Source organism: Pseudomonas sp. WS 5059 (genome assembly GCF_012985525.1).
Taxonomy (GTDB): Bacteria; Pseudomonadota; Gammaproteobacteria; order Pseudomonadales; family Pseudomonadaceae; genus Aquipseudomonas.
The window spans coordinates 579,645-597,165 of the sequence record NZ_JAAQWO010000002.1 but is presented as its reverse complement, the minus strand read 5'-3'; the positions used below and the strand labels follow the sequence as shown (position 1 = coordinate 597,165).

Annotated in this window: 16 protein-coding genes; 7 read left to right on the top strand and 9 right to left on the bottom strand. The window is 62.0% G+C overall.

Annotation, left to right across the window (positions count from 1 at the left end):
- The first annotated feature begins 192 nt into the window (after positions 1-192).
- From HBO12_RS07435 to HBO12_RS07410, 6 genes are all read left to right on the top strand, one after another.
- A complete protein-coding gene (locus HBO12_RS07435) occupies positions 193-939 on the top strand; it encodes an amino acid ABC transporter permease (RefSeq protein WP_169954455.1) in 747 nt (248 codons plus the stop codon).
- On the top strand, positions 939-1,610 hold the full coding sequence (locus tag HBO12_RS07430) for an amino acid ABC transporter permease (protein ID WP_169954456.1): 672 nt from the start codon (positions 939-941) through the stop codon (positions 1,608-1,610). The genes HBO12_RS07435 and HBO12_RS07430 overlap by 1 nt, the downstream gene beginning before the upstream one ends.
- Complete coding sequence (locus HBO12_RS07425; protein WP_170041829.1) at positions 1,607-2,341, top strand: amino acid ABC transporter ATP-binding protein; 735 nt, start codon at positions 1,607-1,609, stop codon at positions 2,339-2,341. Before HBO12_RS07430 ends, HBO12_RS07425 begins: the two co-directional genes overlap by 4 nt.
- A 162-nt stretch (positions 2,342-2,503) precedes the next feature.
- Positions 2,504-4,405 (top strand): two-component sensor histidine kinase AauS, encoded by a 1,902-nt coding sequence (aauS, locus tag HBO12_RS07420; RefSeq protein WP_169954458.1) that lies wholly within the window; start codon positions 2,504-2,506, stop codon positions 4,403-4,405.
- A complete protein-coding gene (gene aauR, locus HBO12_RS07415; protein WP_170041828.1) occupies positions 4,402-5,742 on the top strand; it encodes a two-component response regulator AauR in 1,341 nt (446 codons plus the stop codon). The genes aauS and aauR overlap by 4 nt, the downstream gene beginning before the upstream one ends.
- Positions 5,743-5,761: 19 nt before the next feature.
- Entirely contained in the window at positions 5,762-6,091 is a 330-nt protein-coding gene (locus HBO12_RS07410) for a GlpM family protein (RefSeq protein WP_169954564.1), read from the top strand.
- Positions 6,092-7,181: 1,090 nt separating this feature from the next.
- On the opposite strand, the gene HBO12_RS07405 is transcribed toward HBO12_RS07410, so the two are convergent.
- The 6 genes from HBO12_RS07405 to HBO12_RS07380 all read right to left on the bottom strand — a co-directional run bounded on the left by HBO12_RS07405 (position 7,182) and on the right by HBO12_RS07380 (position 14,503).
- Positions 7,182-8,579 (bottom strand): sigma-54-dependent transcriptional regulator, encoded by a 1,398-nt coding sequence (locus tag HBO12_RS07405; RefSeq protein WP_170041827.1) that lies wholly within the window; start codon positions 8,577-8,579, stop codon positions 7,182-7,184.
- Positions 8,569-10,347, bottom strand: a complete 1,779-nt coding sequence (locus tag HBO12_RS07400; RefSeq protein ID WP_169954461.1) for a sensor histidine kinase — start codon at positions 10,345-10,347, stop codon at positions 8,569-8,571. Before HBO12_RS07400 ends, HBO12_RS07405 begins: the two co-directional genes overlap by 11 nt.
- Positions 10,344-11,471 (bottom strand): GNAT family N-acetyltransferase, encoded by a 1,128-nt coding sequence (locus HBO12_RS07395; protein ID WP_170041826.1) that lies wholly within the window; start codon positions 11,469-11,471, stop codon positions 10,344-10,346. The genes HBO12_RS07400 and HBO12_RS07395 overlap by 4 nt, the downstream gene beginning before the upstream one ends.
- A gap of 95 nt (positions 11,472-11,566) precedes the next feature.
- A complete protein-coding gene (locus HBO12_RS07390; protein WP_170041825.1) occupies positions 11,567-12,421 on the bottom strand; it encodes an alpha/beta fold hydrolase in 855 nt (284 codons plus the stop codon).
- Positions 12,418-13,812, bottom strand: a complete 1,395-nt coding sequence (locus HBO12_RS07385; RefSeq protein ID WP_057958587.1) for an aspartate aminotransferase family protein — start codon at positions 13,810-13,812, stop codon at positions 12,418-12,420. Before HBO12_RS07385 ends, HBO12_RS07390 begins: the two co-directional genes overlap by 4 nt.
- Entirely contained in the window at positions 13,805-14,503 is a 699-nt protein-coding gene (locus tag HBO12_RS07380; protein WP_170041824.1) for an MtnX-like HAD-IB family phosphatase, read from the bottom strand. Before HBO12_RS07380 ends, HBO12_RS07385 begins: the two co-directional genes overlap by 8 nt.
- 230 nt (positions 14,504-14,733) lie before the next feature.
- Between HBO12_RS07380 and HBO12_RS07375 the strand changes: the two genes are divergently transcribed.
- Positions 14,734-15,498: a MipA/OmpV family protein gene (locus tag HBO12_RS07375; protein WP_170041823.1), complete on the top strand. Its 765-nt coding sequence runs from the start codon at positions 14,734-14,736 to the stop codon at positions 15,496-15,498.
- A 154-nt stretch (positions 15,499-15,652) separates the two neighbouring features.
- Here the strand turns inward: HBO12_RS07375 and HBO12_RS07370 are convergent, their stop codons facing one another.
- The 3 genes from HBO12_RS07370 to HBO12_RS07360 are packed head-to-tail and all read right to left on the bottom strand — an operon-like array spanning position 15,653 to position 17,360.
- Positions 15,653-16,051, bottom strand: coding sequence for an EamA family transporter (locus HBO12_RS07370; RefSeq protein WP_170041958.1), 399 nt, complete (start codon positions 16,049-16,051; stop codon positions 15,653-15,655).
- A gap of 11 nt (positions 16,052-16,062) precedes the next feature.
- On the bottom strand, positions 16,063-16,443 hold the full coding sequence (locus HBO12_RS07365; protein WP_170041822.1) for a DMT family transporter: 381 nt from the start codon (positions 16,441-16,443) through the stop codon (positions 16,063-16,065).
- Positions 16,440-17,360 carry an arginase family protein gene (locus HBO12_RS07360; RefSeq protein WP_170041821.1) on the bottom strand — a complete coding sequence of 307 codons (921 nt, stop codon included), beginning with the start codon at positions 17,358-17,360 and terminating at the stop codon, positions 16,440-16,442. Before HBO12_RS07360 ends, HBO12_RS07365 begins: the two co-directional genes overlap by 4 nt.
- Positions 17,361-17,521: the final 161 nt, after the last annotated feature.

Below are 17,521 nucleotides of genomic sequence, written 5' to 3'. Positions count from 1 at the left end.
TTCCGAACTAACCTTATCCCCTGGGGGAGCCAACCCTCCCTCAGGTGCCTGTTACTACCTGCTGGCATTATTTGGAACACTCGACCTGGCGGTTTGCGAGCCGATCGTGTGTGTCTGACGTTCACCGTCAGGCGGGAATGGATCTTCCCCAAGCGGGTGCTTGTACATCGATCGATTTCGGGGGAGACCCTAATGAATTACAACTGGGACTGGGGCGTATTCTTCAAGTCCACCGGCGTGGGCAGCGAGACTTATCTCGACTGGTTCATCTCCGGTTTGGGCTGGACCATCGCCATCGCCGTCGTGGCATGGATCGTCGCCTTGCTGCTGGGCTCGATGCTGGGTGTGATGCGCACGATGCCTAACCGCCTCGTAGCCGGCATCGCCACCTGCTACGTGGAACTGTTTCGTAATGTGCCGCTGCTGGTTCAGCTGTTCATCTGGTACTTCCTGGTACCTGACCTGCTGCCACAAAACCTGCAGGACTGGTACAAACAAGACTTGAACCCGACCACCTCGGCCTACCTGAGCGTTGTCGTGTGCCTGGGCCTGTTCACCGCCGCCCGCGTATGTGAACAAGTGCGTACCGGTATCCAGGCGCTGCCTCGCGGCCAGGAAGCCGCCGCACGTGCCATGGGTTTCAGCCTGTCACAGATCTACTGGAACGTGCTGCTGCCCCAGGCCTACCGGATCATCATCCCGCCGCTTACCTCGGAATTCCTCAACGTGTTCAAGAACTCCTCCGTGGCGTCCTTGATCGGCCTGATGGAATTGCTGGCACAAACCAAGCAGACCGCTGAATTCTCGGCCAACCTGTTTGAAGCCTTCACCCTGGCTACGCTGATCTACTTCACCCTGAACATGAGCCTGATGCTGCTGATGCGCCTGGTCGAGAAGAAAGTCGCGGTGCCTGGCCTGATTTCCGTGGGGGGCAAATAATGGACTTCGATTTCAGCGGCATTATCCCGGCCATGCCCGGCCTGTGGAACGGCATGGTCATGACCTTGAAGCTGATGGTCATGGGCGTGGTCGGCGGTATCTTCCTCGGTACCATCCTGGCCTTGATGCGCCTGTCCTCCAGCAAACTGCTGTCGCGCGTGGCCGGCGCCTATGTGAACTACTTCCGCTCGATCCCGCTGCTGTTGGTGATCACCTGGTTCTACCTGGCGGTGCCATTCGTATTGCGCTGGATCACTGGCGAAGACACGCCAATCGGTGCATTCACCTCCTGCGTCGTGGCCTTCATGATGTTCGAGGCGGCGTACTTCTGCGAAATCGTGCGGGCCGGCGTGCAGTCGATCCCCAAGGGCCAGATGGCTGCGGCACAAGCGATGGGCATGACCTACAGCCAGACCATGCGCCTGATCATCCTGCCCCAGGCGTTTCGCAAGATGACCCCGCTGCTGCTGCAGCAGAGCATCATCCTGTTCCAGGACACCTCGCTGGTCTACACCGTGGGCCTGGTGGACTTCCTCAACTCCGCCCGCTCCAACGGCGACATTATCGGCCGCTCCAATGAGTTCCTGATCTTTGCCGGTGTCGTCTACTTCATCATCAGCTTTGCCGCCTCGCTGCTGGTCAAGCGTCTGCAAAAAAGGTTTGCCGTATGATCTCTATCAAGAACATCAACAAGTGGTATGGCGACTTCCAGGTGCTGACCGATTGCAGCACTGATGTCAAAAAAGGCGAAGTGATCGTGGTGTGCGGGCCATCCGGCTCGGGCAAGTCCACCCTGATCAAGTGCGTCAACGCCCTGGAACCATTCCAGAAAGGTGACGTTGTGGTCGACGGCACCTCGATTGCCGACCCGAAGACCAACCTGCCGAAACTGCGCTCGCGCGTGGGCATGGTGTTCCAGCACTTCGAACTGTTCCCGCACATGACCATCATCAAGAACCTGACCGTCGCACAGGTGAAAGTGTTGGGCCGCAGCGAAGAAGAGGCCAAGAAGAAAGCCCTGCAATTGCTCGAACGCGTGGGCCTGTCGGCGCACCAGGACAAGCATCCAGGCCAGCTTTCCGGCGGCCAGCAACAGCGCGTGGCGATTGCCCGTGCCCTGGCCATGGACCCGATCGTCATGCTGTTCGACGAACCGACTTCGGCCCTGGACCCGGAGATGGTCAACGAAGTGCTGGACGTGATGGTGCAACTGGCCCAGGAAGGCATGACCATGATGTGCGTGACCCACGAAATGGGCTTCGCCCGCAGAGTGGCCGACCGTGTGATCTTCATGGATGCCGGCAAGATCATCGAAGACTGCCCTAAAGATGAGTTCTTCGGCGATATCAGCGCCCGTTCCGAACGTGCGCAGCACTTCCTCGAGAAAATCCTGCAGCACTAAGCACAACACAGCGTCCACTGTAGAAACCGGGCCCTGTGGGAGCGGGCTTGCCCGCGATTGCGGCGTATCAGTCAACCTGTCTGTGGTTGACCTACCGTCATCGCGGGCAAGCCTGCTCCCACACCGGTCCAGGCAAGCGCTGGTTGACCCAAGGCATCTGTGATGAAATGCGACCCCACCCTCTATCGCGCCGCGCCGCCATCACTTGCCGTGAAGCCTCGTCTGATTCGCCAGTTGTTCCTGCCGCCCCTGATCATCCTGTTGATGATCGGCCTGGGTTTTATCGGCTTCTGGACCAGCGAGCACTACGGCATCCGCACCCTGGGCGAGAACGGCGAGCGTCAGTTGGAGCTGCATGCGCGCACGGTCGAGAGTGAGATCAGCAAATACACCTACCTGCCCAGCCTGCTGGAACTGGAATCCAGCGTCTCCAGGCTGTTGGCCGAGCCAAGCCCGGAACACCGGCAAGCCGTCAACGAATACCTCGAAGGCCTGAACCGGCGTAGCCGCAGTCGGGCGATTTATGTGATGGACACCACCGGCCGTGTGATGGCCACCAGCAACTGGCGCGATGTTGACAGCTACCTGGGTGAAGACCTGTCGTTCCGCGCCTATTTCCAGAACGCCGTGCGTGGCCAGCCCGGCCGTTTCTATGGCATCGGCAGCACCAATGGCGAACCCGGCTACTACCTGGCCCATGGCCTGGAAGAACGCGGCAAGATCATTGGCGTCGCGGTGGTCAAAGTGCGCCTCGAAGCGCTGGAAGAACGCTGGCAGCGCGCGCGCCTGGAAGCTTTTGTCAGCGATGAGAACGGCATCATCATCCTCTCCAGCGACCCGGCGCGCCGGCTCAAGGCCGTGCGCCCGCTGAGCGACGATACCAAGGAGCGCCTGGCTCGCAGCCTGCAATATTACTGGGCGACCCTCAACGAACTGCAACCCCTGGCCCGCGAACAGCTGGATGCTGGTACCGAGAAGCTGACGTTCCCGGCCAACAGTGAAGTGGTGACCGACGACCAGGAAGTCACCTACCTCGCCCAGACCCGACCGCTGAACGACACGCCGTGGAACTTCACCCTGCTCACCCCGCTCAACGACCTGCGCCAGGCGGCGATCAACCAGGGCATCCTCGTCGCCGTGGCCTTTGCCCTGGTGGCGTTCCTGCTGATTGCCTGGAACGAGCGACGCAAGGTGATCGCCACGCGCCTGGCTGCCCGCGAGGCCCTGCAAGAAGCCAACAACCAGCTGGAGCGGCGGATTGCCGAGCGCACCGCCGACCTGCGGGCCAGCAACGAACGGCTCAAGGCGCAGATCCGCGAACGCCGCCAGGCCGAAGAAACCCTGCGCCGGGCCCAGGACGAATTGGTCCAGGCCGGCAAACTGGCGGCCATCGGCCAGATGTCCACCAGCATCGCCCATGAACTGAACCAGCCCCTGGCGGCCCTGCGCACCTTGTCCGGCAACACCGTGCGCTTCCTGGAACGCGGGGCCCTGGATACTGCCAGCACCAATCTCAAGACCATCAACGAACTGATCGACCGCATGGGCCGCATCACCGCCAGCCTGCGCTCGTTTGCCCGACGCGGCGACGACCAGGGCGAAGCCAGCCTGGGCAAGGCCGTGGATGCGGCGTTCCAGGTCCTGGGCAGCCGCCTCGACAGCCTGCCGCTGACCGTCCACCGTGGTTTTAGCCAGGCCCTGTTGCAGATCGACCAGACACGCCTGGAGCAGATCCTGGTCAACCTGATCGGCAACGCCCTGGATGCGATGCACGCCCAACCCGCCCCCGAGTTGTGGCTGGAAAGCGATATCAGCGACGGAAAATATCGCCTGCGGGTGCGGGACAACGGGCACGGCATCGACCCTGAGACCCGCAAGCATCTGTTCGAACCCTTTTTTACCACCAAACCCGGCGAGCAAGGCCTGGGCCTGGGCCTGACCCTGTCGGCCAGCCTTGCAGCGGCCACCGGCGGCAACCTGGCCGTCGAGCACCCGGCCGTTGGTGGTACGGCCTTTGTCCTGAGCCTGCCCCTGGCAGGCCATCAACCCGGCGAATCGATATGAACAGCCAACCCAATACCGAACTGACCGTGCTGATCGTCGAAGACGATCCCCATGTGTTGCTCGGCTGCCAGCAAGCCCTGGCCCTGGAAGATATTCCCAGCGTCGGCGTGGCCAGCGCCGAAGAGGCTCTCAAACGTGTCGGCGAGAACTTTGCCGGCATTGTGATCAGCGATATCCGCCTGCCCGGTATCGACGGCCTGGAGCTGTTGACCCGCCTCAAGGCCCTGGATAAAAGCCTGCCGGTGGTGCTGATCACCGGCCACGGCGATATTTCCATGGCCGTGGGCGCGATGCGCAACGGTGCCTATGACTTCATGGAAAAACCCTTTTCCCCGGAGCGCCTGGTAGACGTGGTGCGCCGCGCCCTCGAACAGCGCGGCCTGGCTCGGGAGGTCTGGGCGCTACGCCGCCAACTGGCCGAGCGTGACTCCCTGGAAGGCCGGATCATCGGGCGCTCGCCGGCGATGCAGAACCTGCGCGAGCTGATCGCCAACGTCGCCGACACCTCGGCCAACGTGCTGATCGAAGGCGAGACCGGCACCGGCAAGGAGCTGGTCGCCCGCTGCCTGCACGACTTCAGCCGCCGCCACGCCCACCAGTTCGTCGCCCTGAACTGCGGTGGCCTGCCGGAAAACCTGTTCGAAAGCGAGATTTTCGGCCACGAAGCCAACGCCTTTACCGGCGCGGGCAAACGGCGGATCGGCAAGATCGAACATGCCCACGAGGGCACGCTGTTCCTCGACGAAGTGGAAAGCATGCCGATGAACCTGCAGATCAAACTGCTACGGGTCTTGCAGGAGCGCACCCTGGAACGCCTGGGTTCGAACCAGAGCGTGGCCGTGGATTGCCGGGTGATCGCCGCCACCAAGTCCGACCTCGACGAATTGAGTCGCGCCAACCAGTTCCGCAGCGACCTGTACTACCGCCTGAACGTGGTCACCCTGGAACTGCCGCCGCTGCGCGAGCGTCGTGAAGATATCCTGCAACTGTTCGAACACTTTCTGCAGCAGTCCTCCCTGCGCTTTGACCGCATCGCCCCGGAACTGGACAACCAGACCCTGTCCAGCCTGATGAGCCATGACTGGCCTGGCAACGTACGTGAACTGCGCAACGTCGCTGAACGTTTTGCCCTGGGCCTGCCGGCCTTCAAGAAAAGCGGCACCAGCCCCGACAACCATGGCCTGGCCTTTACCGAGGCGGTGGAAGCCTTTGAACGCAACCTGCTCAGCGACGCCCTGCAACGCAGCGGCGGCAACCTGACCCAGGCCAGCCTGGAACTGGGAATGGCCAAGACCACCCTGTTCGACAAGGTCAAGAAATACGGGCTGAGCCATTAAGGAGTCGTGCGTGGACCTAATCTTCAAGGCCGCCCTCGGTGCGGCGGTGGTATTGCTCCTGGCGGTGCTGGCCAAAACCAAGAACTATTACATCGCCGGCCTGGTGCCGCTGTTTCCGACCTTTGCCCTGATCGCCCACTACATCGTCGGCAAGGGCCGGTCGGTAGACGATCTGAAGACCACCATTGTGTTCGGCATGTGGTCGATCATTCCGTACTTTGTGTACCTGGCGACGCTGTACGTGATGGTCGATCGCATGCGCCTGGAGGCCTCACTGGCGGTGGCCGCAGTGGCGTGGTTGATGGCGGCGACGGTGCTGGTGAGTGTGTGGATTCGAATCCACGCCTGACACTCCACCGCTCCCCTGTGGGAACTGGACCAACTCGATACCCCCATAAAACCGAGCTGCCTGCATCGCAGCCTCGCTAAAGCTCGACAGCTCCCACACTTGCTCAGTGTCCTTCCCCAATCCCTTGTAGGAGCTGTCGAGCCCCGGCGAGGCGGCGATGGGATCGACTCGGTACACCCGCAAAACCCAGTTGCCCGCATCGCAGCCTCGCTAAAGCTCGACAGCTCCTACATTTGCTCAGTGTGCTTCCCCGATCCCTTGTAGGAGCTGTCGAGCTCCGGCGAGGCGGCGATGGGATCGACTCGGTACACCTGCAAAACCGAGCTGCCTGCATCGCAGCCTCGCTAAAGCTCGACAGCTCCTACATTTGCTCCGTGTCCTTCCCCAATCCCTTGTAGGAGCTGTCGAGCCCCGGCGAGGCGGCGATGGGATCGACTCGGTATACCTACAAAACCGAGCTGCCTGCATCGCCACCTCGCTAAAGCTCGACAGCTCCCACACTTGCTCCGTGTGCCTCCCCAATCCCTTGTAGGAGCTGTCGAGCCCCGGCGAGGCTGCGATAGGATCGACTCGGTACACCTGCAAAACCCAGTTGCCCGCATCGCCGCCTCGCTAAAGCTCGACAGCTCCCACACTTGCTCCGTGTGCCTCCCCAATCCCTTGTAGGAGCTGTCGAGCCCCGGCGAGGCGGCGATGGGATCAACTCGGTATACCTACAAAACCGAGCTGCCTGCATCGCCGCCTCGCTAAAGCTCGACAGCTCCTACATTTGCTCAGTGTGTATCCCCGATCCCTTGTAGGAGCTGTCGAGCCCCGGCGAGGCGGCGATGGGATCGACTCGGTACACCTGCAAAACCCAGTTGCCTGCATCGCAGCCTCGCTAAAGCTCGACAGCTCCTACATTTGCTCCGTGTCCTTCCCCAATCCCTTGTAGGAGCTGTCGAGCCCCCGGCGAGGCGGCGATGGGATCGACTCGGTACACCTGCAAAACCCAGTTGCCCGCATCGCAGCCTCGCTAAAGCTCGACAGCTCCTACATTTGCTCAGTGTGCTTCCCCAATCCCTTGTGGGAGCTGTGTGACTCCCAGGGCTCAGCGCACGATCTTGTCAATCTGGATGCCGAGCTTTTTCAAGCGGTACCAGAAGCTGCGCTCGGAGATCCCGATCCTTGACGCCGCAGCCGCCTGCACCCCATTGCTCTCCTGCAACGCCGCCAGGATGTACGCCTTCTCCACTTCTGCCAGCGCCGCATCCAGGTCCCGAGGCACGCCCGGGCCTTCGCTGAGAATCGTCGTCACATCACCCGCCGTCGGCTGGGACGCAAACAGATAGGCCGGCAGGTCAATGTCCTCGATCACCGGGCTGGCCGCCACGATGGTCGCGCGCTCCACGCAGTTTTGCAGCTCGCGGATATTGCCCGGCCAGTTGTAGGCGGCCATGGCCTGCAAGGCATCTGCGCTGAAGCCGGTGATGCGTTTGCCGGCTGTGGCGCTCAGGCTGCGGGCAAAGTGCCGGGCCAGGGGGGCGATGTCTTCGACACGCTCGCGCAGGGCGGGCAGCGGGATCGGGAAGACGTTGAGACGGTAGTAGAGATCCTCGCGAAACTCCTTGTTCGCCACCGCATCCAGAAGGTTCTTGTTGGTGGCGGCGATCACCCGCACATCCACCTTGCGTTCACGCGGGTCACCCACCGGCTCGATCACCCGCTCCTGCAAGGCGCGCAGGATCTTGGCCTGCAACGCCAAGGGCATATCGCCTACTTCGTCGAGAAACAGCGTGCCCTTGTCCGCCTGCATGAAGCGCCCTACCCGGTCAGCCACGGCGCCGGTAAACGCGCCTTTGCGATGACCGAACATTTCGCTTTCCAGCAAGCCTTCGGGGATCGCCGCGCAATTGACCGCCACAAAGGGTTTGTCTGCACGGTTGCCATGCTTGTGAATGGCGCGGGCGACCATTTCCTTGCCGGTGCCGCTTTCGCCGGTCAGCAAGATGGTGGCATTGCTCTCGCGCACCGAATCCACCGCCTGTAACACCCGGCGAAACGCCGGGCTGTCACCCACCAGGCTGTCGAACTGGGCGTGCTCATCAAGCTCGGCGCGCAGCCGTGCGTTGTCGCGCATGATGTCGCGAAACTGCAAGGCCTTGGCCACGGTGATGTCCAGCTCGTCGATATCGAAGGGCTTGGCAATGTAGTCGTAGGCACCATTGCGCATCGACTGCACGGCATTTTTCACCGTGCTGTAGGCCGTCATCACGATCACCGGCAACTGCGGGTAGCGCACCTTGATCTCGGCCAACAGTTGCGGGCCGTCCATGCCGGGCATGCGCCAGTCGCTGATCACCAGGTCGATGTCTTCCTGCTCCAGCAACTTGAGGGCATGCAGGCCGTTGCCGGCGATAAACACCTGGATCTCGTTCTGGCTCAGGGCCGACGCCAGCAAGTCGCAGAGCTTGGGCTCGTCGTCGACCACCAATATGTTATGCGTCATGACTGTCCTCGTCGTCGCCGTCATCTTCACCGTTGGCCGGTATGTACAGGCTGAAGGTAGCACCCGCATCCTTCTCGCTGGTGCACTCGATGCGGCCATCGTGACTTTCCATGATTGAGTAGACTTTCGCCAGGCCCAGGCCGGTGCCCGAGGCCTTGGTGGTGACGAAGGGGGTAAAGATCCGCTCGATCATTTCCGGCGCGATGCCCGGGCCGCTGTCGCTGATGCTGATCACCGTGAAGTGTTCGACGCGGCTGATACCCAACGTCAGGCGCCCACCCTCGGGCATCGCATCGACGGCATTGAGGATCAGGTTCAGGCACGCCTGCTTGATTTGCTTGGCGTCCACATACAGGGTCGCGCCGGGCGCCTGGTCGTCGAGGTGCGCGTCGATGGCATGACTGGCCAGCTCCGGCGCGCAGAAACCGAGGATTTCTTGCGCCAGCGGCCGCGCCAGTTGCTGGCTGCGCAGCGGTTCGCTGGGCTTGGCAAAGTCGAGGAAGTCGGTGATCAGGTCATTGATCCGGCTGACTTCGCTGATCACGTATTCCAGGTGGCGCTTGTCGGTCTCCGGTAGATCGGCGCGGCGGTGCAGCAGTTGGGTCGCCGTCTTGATGATGCCCAGGGGGTTGCGGATTTCATGGGCCAGGCCCATCGCCACTTCGCCCAGGGCATGCAGGCGATCGCGGCGCCGCAGTTGCGCTTCGAGGTGATGCAACTCACCCAGGCGTTCGGTCATGTGGTTGAAAGTGCTGCTCAGTTGCGCCAGCTCGTCACCGCCGGTGACGGCCACGCGGTGCTGGTAGTTGCCGCTGATCACCGCGCTCACGCCCTGGGACAACTCGCGCAGCGGCCGCGTCAGGTGCCGGGAAACCAGCACCCCGGCGCCCAGGGACAAGGCAGAGCTGAGCAGGAAGATCAGCACGAACAGATTGCTCTGGTTCACCAGCCCCACCAGGCTGGTGTGGCGCAGCAGGCCACTGAAGATCACACCCTGCAACTCGCCGGTGTCATTGAAGATCGGCCAGTACAGGCCGCTGTAGTTGCTGGTGAACTGTTCGCTGGGCTGCTTGGTGCTGCGCAGCAGGGTTTCCACGGATTTCGGCACGCGGGTCGGGTGGTCTTCAAAACGCTGGGTAGAGAAGATCTCCGAGAAACCATCGGTATTGGCCAGGTACAGGCGCAAGTCCAGGGAATGCACCTCGGCGACACTGGTCAGGAAGCTGCTGTCCAGGTAGGTGCCGACCAGCAGTTCATAGTCGACGCCATCCTGGCTGGTCTCGAACGACGAAATCACGGCCCCGGTGGCCACGCCGCCGACCTGCACGGTTTGCAGTACGGCATTGGGGGCGAGGCTGATTTGTTTCACCACATCATCGCCCACGGTGCTGAACATCACCTTGCTGTCACTGCTGCGAATCAGCGTCACCACGTCAATATCAGTGGCGCTGGCAATGTCCGCGATCAAACGGTCATGACGCATCGCTTCATGGCTGGAGGGCGGACGCACATACCGCAGGAAGATCTGCGCCACACGGGCGTTGTCGTGCAGGATGTCGCTGACTTCATCCTTGACGATGCGGGTCGACTCTTGCAGCCAGATGCGTACGTTACTGTCGAAAATCTGCGACAGGGTGGTGGCTGCCAGCTCCGCGGCGATCATCGTCGGGATCACCGTCACCAGCCAGAACGCCAACACCAGCTTGCGCTGCAGGCTCCAGCGGGAAATGGCAAACGGGCGGGCTTTCTGGCGGGTTTTGGCAATCATCGGGTTTCGCTTATTGCAGCAGCCATGGCAGGGTCGGATCGGTCCGGGCGAATAAACATTCTTACCAGCTTGAGCAGGGTGTCGAGCAGGCGGTTGCGATGCTGGAAGAACAGCGCATTACCCGCGAACTCGCAGCCCAGGCGTAGCTTACTGGCATACCCGGCCTGCCCGCACTCATACAACGCAATATTGTGCGCGATGCAGTAGTCGACGTTGGTCAGCCAACTGCGAAAGTACAGGTTATGTTCGCGGCTGTGGGCCAGGTCGTGGGCAAAGAACTTGTCGATCAGCCGGTGCTGGTCCAGCAGCACCAGGTTGAACGCCACCAGTTGCCCGTCCACCCAGTAAAGTACACAGCGCGCCCGTTGTTCAAGCTGGGCGAGCACCTGGCTGAAATACCCGGCGGGCAGGCGTTCGAATTGCAAGTCAGCGCGGGCCAGCGTGGCCTCGTAGAGGCGCATGATATCCGGCAGCACATCATCGATATTGTCCCGCCACTCCACCTGCGGCCCCGGCGCGCGCATCTTGCGCCGCAAGTCCTTGCGCGTGGATTTGCCTAGGGAGCCCAGGTAGGCATCCACCGAACCGTAGGGCAGCGGCAACAGCCCGGTAGGCAGGCTCGGCATGCCGTGCAGGCCGGCAGCCTTGCAGCTGTCGGCCCAGTCCGGGTCCAGGGTTGGGGCGTCCTTGACGGCCAGCAAGCCGATGCCAAAGGCATCGGCATCCCGGCGCGCGGCGGCCAGCAGGTGTGCCAACAACGCGCCACGGCGTGAAGCGGGCACGTGGCTGGCGACACCGGCATGGCATTGCTCGGCCACCGGCGAGCCGATCGCATACAGGCCCAGGCGCAAAACCCCGGGCCGCCAGCGCTCCAGGCGTTGAGTAAAGCGTTTGGCGATGCCCGACACGGTGGTGTCGAGGCGGTAATGGGTGATGAACGCCGGGGCAACGGCCAGCAGTTGCCCATCCTCATAAAGGGCCAGGTAGCGCCATTGGAAATCCTCGATGGCGGCGTTTTCCACGGCAACGTAGTAGTCCCAATCTTCCAGGGCCTGGGGAAAGCAGTCGTTCCAGGCGCTGCGGTCGATGGCTTGGATAGTTGAATAGGCTTTAGTGCTGATCACAGCGTTTCCTTCATCTAAAAACACCGCGTAAACCGGGCCATATGCGTCATCGTTCACGACCATCGCGGGCAAGCCCGCTCCCACAGGGGGCGGTGTCAAGCCCGGAGATATTCGTCCACAGGGGTGGTGTGTTGTTCAATAAAGTCCGCACTCAGCTCGATCACCCGCCGGTATTGCAGGTCAACGGTGATCATGTGGTAGCAGTTATCCAACAGGATCTTGGTTACCGGGCCGCCCAGGTGGCGTTCCACGTAGTCGGCGTTCCAGCGGCTGGTGATGTCGTCCTCGATGGAGTGCAGGACCAGCGCCGGGGTCTTGATCGACGGCATGCGTTTTTTCACCACCGCGTTCATCCAGTGCAGCTCGCGTACGGTGACGCCCTCCATGGTCAACAACCCCGCCTCGCTGCTCTCGCCCTCTTTCATCTGCCGCTCGACGATGGCCCGCAGGCGTTCGTTCTTGATGCCGTAGGGCGGCTTCTCGGTAAAACGGAACAGGCGCACGCCGAACGGAATACGGATCAGCAACGGCGTGATGAAGGCAAATTTGTTGATGCTCCAGCCGTCGTACTTGAGGGTCGTGGAGTACATCAGCAACCCGGCGACCTGGCCCGCAAACTCCGAGGCCAGGTACATCGACATCACCGCGCCCATGGACAAGCCACCGACGAACACCTGCGCATGGCGCTGCTGCACGCCGACAAAGGTCTTGCGCACACCCTCGTACCAGTCGCGCCAGCCGGTGGCCTGCAGGTCTTCGTTGCCCCCGCAGTGCCCGGCCAGGGTGGGCACGTACACCGTGCAGTTGCCCGCCTTGGCCAGGCCCTGGGCGACCCGACGCAACTCGGTCGGGGTGCCGGTCAGGCCGTGGATCAACAGGATCCCGACCGGACCGTTGCCGAGAACGAAGCCGGCGTTGCCTTCACCGAGATCGATATCGGCCAGGCTCACCGCTTCATCGCTCGGGTCAGCAGTTGCTCCAGCAGCTTCAGGCCCAGGTCGATTTCCGGGTAGCTGATTTCCAGGGACGGCGCCAGGGTGATCACGTTCTTGTAGTAGCCGCCCACATCGAGGATCAACCCGAGTTTCTGGCCGTCGACCAGCATGTCGCCTTTCATGCCCTCGTCAACCATGTAGTCCAGGGTCGCCTTGTCCGGGGTGAAGCCATCGGGGCCGCAGATTTCGCAGCGCAGGGCCAGGCCCAGGCCATCGACGTCGCCGATGATCGGGAAGCGCTTTTGCAACTCTTGCAGGCCTTCCAGGAAGTATTTGCCCTTGGCCATGACCATCGCGCCGTAGTCGACTTCGCTGGTCATCTTGAACATTTCCAGGCCCACCGCCGTACCCAGCGGGTTGGAGGCAAAGGTGGAGTGGGTGGAACCCGGCGGGAAGACTTTCGGGTTGATCAACTCTTCCTTGGCCCAGATGCCGCCCAGGGGGTTGAGGCCATTGGTCAGGGCTTTACCGAACACGATCACGTCCGGCTGCACATCGAAGTGTTCGATCGACCACAACTTGCCGGTGCGCCAGAAGCCCATCTGGATTTCATCGACCACCATCAGGATGCCGTGCTGGTCGAGCACCTGCTTGAGTTCGCTGTAGAAGTTCATCGGCGGGATCACGTAGCCGCCGGTGCCCTGGATCGGCTCGACGTAGAACGCTGCGTACTCGCTCTGGCCGACTTTCGGGTCCCACACACCGTTGTATTCAGTCTCGAACAGGCGCGCGAACTGCTGCACGCAGTGGCTGCCGTATTCTTCCTTGGTCATGCCCTTGGGACCACGGAAGTGGTACGGGAACGGGATGAAGTTGGCGCGTTCGCCAAAGTGGCCGTAGCGACGACGGTAGCGGTAGCTGGAGGTGATGGACGACGCGCCAAGGGTGCGCCCGTGGTAGCCGCCCTCGAAGGCGAACATCAGGCTCTTGCCGTTGGTGGCGTTACGTACGACCTTGAGCGAATCCTCGATGGACTGCGAACCGCCGACGTTGAAATGCACCCGGCCATCGAGGCCGAATTTTTTCTTGGCGTCCACCGCGATCATTTCCGACAGCTCGATCTTGCCCTTGTGCAGGTACTGGCTGGCGATTTGCGGCAGGGTGTCGATCTGCTGTTTCAGCGCATTGTTCAGGCGCGGGTTGGCGTAGCCGAAGTTGACCGCCGAGTACCACATTTGCAGGTCGAGGTAGGCCTGGTCTTCGGTGTCCCACACGTAGGAGCCTTCGCAACGGCTGAAGATACGCGGAGGGTCGATGTAGTGGACGGTGTCGCCGTAGGAGCAGTATTTGGCTTCTTTATCCAGCAGAACCTGGTCTTCGGCGGTAGCGATACGGATATCAGACATGATGAAAGAGTTCCTGATTTTCAAAAGTGAAATGGGTGGCGTTGGCGGCGATGCCCTGGGGCAGCTTGGCCAGCAAGGCCGGCAGTTCGGCAAAGGTGTCGAAGCGCAGATGGGGGATCTCGTGGGCCTGGCAGTACTGCGCCAGGCTGCCCTTGGCGAAGACAAAATCGGCGGTGGTCGAGACGCACATATCGGACTTGCCGTCGCCGATCACCAACACCCGTTTGTTACGCGGGGTGGACTTGCATTTGCAGTTGCCCGAGGCCGCGCGGCAGGCGTCGCTGGCATGGGGGAAGTCGATGCGCCAGCTGTTCTGGTCAACCTGGCGCAGGCGGTTGGCGATGATCGGCAGCAAGGTCACGTAGTTGCGCGAAAGGATCCGCGCGATGCCTTGCTCGATGCCGTCGCTGACCACCTCAAGGGACGCGCCCTGGCCCAGGACATGGTCGACGAAGTCCGGGAAGTCCGGGTCGATCTCGACGGTGTCGAAGTACGCCAGCAGTTCGGCCGGGCTCGCCTTGATCAGCGCCAGTTGGCGGCTCAGGCATTCGCGCGAACCGATATGGCCATCCAGCCATTGCTGCTCGATGGTTTCCCATTCGGGGCCGGCGAAGCGTTGGAGAACATTGTCGATGACATCGGTGGGTGTGATGGTCCCATCGAAGTCACACACGATATGCCAGTCATTCATCTGCGTTTACCTTGGATGCTAGCGCGCTGATGCGCCGTTACCAGGGATAGAGCAGGGACTGTGCCAAGTGGGCGAAACCCAGCAGGGCTGGGGCTAGCGGGCATGGATGGGTGATAAAGGCTGCGGCGAAGCTACAAATTTTGTAGGTCGCTACAAACAACATGAGTGCTTGCACAAGCCCCCGCGCCTGCGCGTTCATGCGCGCATGTTTTGCAAGAGGAGCAAGCAATATGTTCAGGGTGACTTCGCTGGTATTCGCCGGCGTCCTGGGGCTGTGGATGGACTCGGCAGCGGCGGCCGGCATCAGCGGCGAGGTGGGCCTGGGCTTGAGCTATCAGCCACGGGAACCCGCCGCCAGCCGTTATCAGACTGTGCCTGTGCCCTACTTCGACCTGGATTGGGGAGATGTCAGCCTCGATACCGATGACGGCCTGACCTGGCGCGCGCTCAACAGCAATGGCTTGAGTGCCGGGCCGTACCTCAATTACTTGCCGGGACGCACGGCCAACGGGCCGCTACAGGGCTTGCGGGATGTGTCGGACATGGCCGAGGTCGGCGGGTTTATCCAGTACGCGCCTGCCGACTTCTGGCGGGTCTATGCGCAACTGGGCCGGGCCGTGGGCGGTGCCCGCGAGCAGAGCGGCGTGCTCGGCAAGTTGGGTGGGGAGTTGGGCTACCCGCTGGGCGGCGCAGTGATTGGCAGCACGGGCCTGGTCGCGCATTTTGCCGACGGCCGCCAGGCCCAGACGTTTTTCGGGGTGGATGAGCATGAGGCGACAGACTCCGGGATCCGTCCGTACAGCGCCAGCGGCGGGTTCCAGAACCTGACCCTGACCCAGAGCTTGCAGATCCCCCTGGCACCGAAGTGGACGTTACTGACCAGTGCCAGTTGGGTGCATCTGCTGGGATCGGCGGCCGACAGCAGCATCGTGCGCCAGACCGGCGAGGTCAACCAGGGACAGGTGCAGACGGCGATCAGCTATACCTTCGATTGATTGTCTCAAGGGCGACACCCATCAAAATGTGGGAACTGGCTTGCCTGCGATAGCATCACCGCGGTGTAACTGAGACACCGAGGCGCCTGCATCGCAGGCAAGCCAGCTCCCACACAAGCCCGCTCACACATTTAGTCCGTATTTCACAGGGAACTCAGTTTTCTTCGCCCTCGGCCAGCAGTGCAATCCCGCCAATAATCACCACCACGCCCACCCAATGCAGCAAGCTGATGTGCTCGCCCAACCCCAGCCAGGAGCCGAGCAACACCACCACAAACACCAGCGAGCTCAAGGGGAAGGCCAGGGACAGGCTGCTGCGCCGCAGGATCAGCATCCACACAAAGAACGCGCCGATATAGCAGGCAATCGCCGCCAGGATCCCCGGGTTGACCGCCACCGCCGCCAACCACTGCCAACTGAAATCCATCTGCCCTATTTGATCGCCGGCCACCTTGGTAAACAGCTGCCCGGCGCTTTCGGTGAGGATCAACAGCGCCCATAACACGACCGTGCCCAGGCGCCCATGCAGCCAGCCTTCCGGACGGATAGTCATCTCTTGCGCACTCATGATTGTGCTCCTGCTACAGCCACCAACATCACGCCGGCGGTAATCACCATCGTGCCCAACCAGCGCCGGCGGCTGACGGTTTCGCCCAGCACCACTTTGCCCGCCAGCACCACCCCGCAATAGGCCAGCGCGGCGGCCGGGAACAGCAGGCTCAACGGCGCGCGGGACAAGGCTTCGAGCCAGACGAAAAATTCGATGACATAGGCGCCGATGCCCGCCCACAGCAACGGCGCATTGAACACCTGGCCCCAGAAGGCACTCAGGCGAAACCCGCCGGAAAGCTCCGGCAAGCGGTCCAGGCCCAGTTTGAAACACAACTGGCCGATCACATCGAGCACGATGGAAAAGGCCACCAACAACACCACGGTCAGGGTCACGGAAACAGCTCCTCGAACAGGTTGATCAACGCTTCATTGGTGGTCGCGTTACGCAGCAGGTCGTCGTCGCTCCAGCGTTCGGCCGGTGGCTGGTCGGACTTGGCTTCCCAGCGTTTGAACGCGTTGCTGAACGCAGGCCGGGCAAACTCGCCACACACGTCAATGCCAATAATCCGCTTGCTCGCCGCCAACGCACGCAGGGCTTGCAACAGGTGCGTCAGGCGCATGCCGCCCTGGTCCCAATTGGTGGCCGCGTCTTCGCTGGCTAGCACGTCCTTGTCGAGGGTGATCCATACCGCCTCGGTGGGCAGGCTGGCGATCATTTGCTCAAGGAATGCAGGCCAGTCGAGCTCAGCGAGGTTGCGCCAGTGCAGGTGGTTTTCCTGCTGTGCATGGCCGGCGCCATCCCCAACCCGGCCCCAGACTTTCGACGGCGCGTGCTGCCAGGGAAACAACTGCAGGTGCCCGCGCTTCAGGGCGCCAAGATTGCCGCCGCGCAGTTGCGGGTTGTGCAGGTCATCGCTGCACGGGCCGAGGGTGACGATGCGCTTGATCGCCGGCATCTTCAGGGCCTGGTTGACCCACGAGCCGCAGTGCCGACGCGGGGCCAGGCGTACCCAGTCGGGGTGGTTGTCGAAGTGGATCAGGCTGATCGGCTCTTGCACTTCGGCGAGAAAGGCCGGGGTCAGGTGGTGGTAGTCGCCGGAGCCGACAAAGAAGATTTCCGGCCGCGCCGTGCTTGGCCGGGGCCGTTGGGCCAGGCGCTGGGCAAAGCGTTTCCAGGTTTTTTCGGTGGACCACAGGCGCAGTTTCGGACCCAGGTCGAGCAAATCCAGGCGCGTGGCCTGACCACTGGCCAGACGCCGGGCAATGGGTGCCTGGGCTGTGAGGCTGTGGTCGAGATCGAGAATATTCAAGGTAATGTTTCACCCCTTGGCAGTGCCCAACCGCATGCCGGCTGGGCTTTAGGGGGGTAATGCAAGGGATGGGCCAGGAGCCAATGTGGGAGCGGGCTTGCCCGCGAAGGCGGCGGGTCAGTTAAGAGATACTTAGCTGATATACCGCTTTCGCGGGCAAG